Source organism: Pediococcus damnosus (assembly GCF_001437255.1).
GTDB lineage: Bacteria > Bacillota > Bacilli > Lactobacillales > Lactobacillaceae > Pediococcus > Pediococcus damnosus.
In genome coordinates, this window is the sequence record NZ_JQBD01000148.1 from 1 (window position 1) to 2,304 (window position 2,304).

The 2,304-nt window shown below is 36.1% G+C and carries 1 protein-coding gene; it reads left to right on the top strand.

What is annotated here, in order from left to right; all coding sequences use genetic code 11:
* The first annotated feature begins 136 nt into the window (after positions 1–136).
* On the top strand, positions 137–2,173 hold the full coding sequence (locus tag IV84_RS10305; RefSeq protein WP_056986617.1) for a KUP/HAK/KT family potassium transporter: 2,037 nt from the start codon (positions 137–139) through the stop codon (positions 2,171–2,173).
* Positions 2,174–2,304: the final 131 nt, after the last annotated feature.

Consider the following 2,304-nt stretch of genomic DNA (forward strand, 5'->3'; position numbering starts at 1 on the left):
ATTACTTAAGAGATTTTAGACAGCTTCTTAGATAAAAAGTAACTAAGCCACTGCTGGCATAGTTGCTTTTCTTCGTGTTTAGGCTTACTATTTTGCAGTGCTATATTTCAATAATTAGCGTTGGGGGCAAGCAAATATGAATAAGCAACTAGAACGTGTTTCTTTTGCGGGGGCACTTGTTACTTTAGGAATTGTGTACGGTGATATTGGCACTTCACCATTGTATGTTATGAATGCATTGATTGGTGACGCCGGTAAAATGGGAAATATTTCTCCCAATTACGTGATTGGATCGATCTCGTTGATTTTTTGGACATTAATGATCATTACAACGTTGAAGTATGTTGTCATTGCAATGCAAGCCGATAATAAGCGTGAGGGCGGAATTTTTGCTTTATATGCATTGGTTCGAAAAAATTCAAAATGGTTAATTTGGCCAGCCTTGATTGGTGGGGCGGCCATTTTGGCCGATGGAACATTAACTCCTGCAGTAACTGTGACTTCAGCCATTGAGGGATTAAAAAAACAACACCTTGGCCCTGTGGTGTTTAGTAATTCTCAACATAACGTCTTGATTATCACAACAGTTGTTCTACTCGTATTATTTATGATTCAACGTTTGGGAACAGGTGTGATTGGGAAATCCTTTGGACCAGTGATGATTTTATGGTTTGGCTTTTTGGCTGTCTTTGGAATCGTTAATCTAATCAATTATCCAATGATATTGAAGGCTATTTCTCCTTATTATGCAATTAGGATACTATTCAGTCCAGTTAACAAAGTGGGAATCTTTATACTTGGAAGTATCTTTTTGGCAACCACAGGAGCAGAGGCTTTATATTCCGATATGGGTCACGTTGGCAAGCAGAATATTTATGTAACATGGCCACTAGTATATAGTACCCTATTTTTAAATTACTTAGGTCAGGGTGCTTGGATAATTAGACATGCAGGTGATACTGCTTACAGGAACTTATCGAACTTAAATCCCTTTTATGAAATGCTCCCCGGAACTTGGCGCCTAGTTGGCATTTTGCTAGCCACACTCGCTGCAATTATTGCCTCTCAAGCGTTGATTACGGGTTCTTACACTTTAGTCGATGAAGCAATTGGCTTAAAATTTTTACCTAGAATGGTTATTAGACATCCAAGTAATATAAAAAATCAAATTTATATTGCAACTGTTAACTGGATGCTATGTATAATAACAATTAGTTTAGTCTGGTTCTTTGGTAGTTCACAAAAAATGGAGGCCGCGTATGGTTTAGCGATCACTATTACCATGCTTATGACTACTGTGCTTTTGCATGAATTCTTAAAGAAACACCTGGCTAAGGGAACAGCACTTATAATTGCCTTGTTTTTTGGTTTTATTGAGTTAATCTTTCTAATTTCAAGTTTGGTTAAGTTTATTCATGGCGGTTATGTTACGTTAACAATCATGTTGGGCATTCTTTATATTATGTGGCTTTGGTACTTTGGAAATAAACGAAGAGACCATTATGAGAAAGAAAGCGAGTATGTTTCACTTCTTGACTATCGTGAGCAACTCTCTAAATTAAGCGCAGACAATACAGTACCTTTGTTCACGACTAACTTAGTGTATATGACTAAAATTAGGGGTGATTACCAAATTAAGCGTAGTACCATGTATTCTATTCTCGACAGACAACCTAAAAGAGCTAAAGTTTATTGGTTTGTTACAGTCAATGAAACCAATGCACCTTATGAAAGTAATTATACAGTTGATTTACTTGAGACGCATAATGTTGTTAACGTTCAATTTTACTTAGGGTTTAAGAAATCTCAATCCGTTAGTGTCTATTTACATCAAGTTGTAAATCATCTAGTGGAACAAGGTATTTTAGAACCACAAATACCCACGTATTCAACAGAGCGACAACGGAAAGTCGGCGACTTTAAGTTTGTTATTATAAAGGAACAACCAGCAGATTTAATTGCCAATGATAAGTTAAGCTCGTTAGATAGAAGATTGATTGGCGGGCGCATCTATTTGCAGAAAATTACGGCCGCACCTATTTCATGGTATGGTTTGGAGTTTAGCAATGTCATAGAAGAAAGTTCTCCGTTATTTATTACTCAAGATCAGGATCAATACTTAATCCAAAAGAAAATTTATCATCGAGGCAGATTAAGTAAGACTGAAAAATGAGTATGCAGTAGTTTAAGTGCAACAACTAAGTTAGAAAAATTATATTTAGTTTTAATTAATGGTCTGATCTCAGTACTTTACTGAGATCAGACCATTTTATGGAAGTTTGTCAAATGGTGTTGAAGGATAGT

Excerpts from the sequence above, each read along its gene's own strand:
- IV84_RS10305 (WP_056986617.1), top strand. The coding sequence starts at position 137 with ATGAATAAGCAACTAGAACGTGTTTCTTTTGCGGGGGCACTTGTTACT.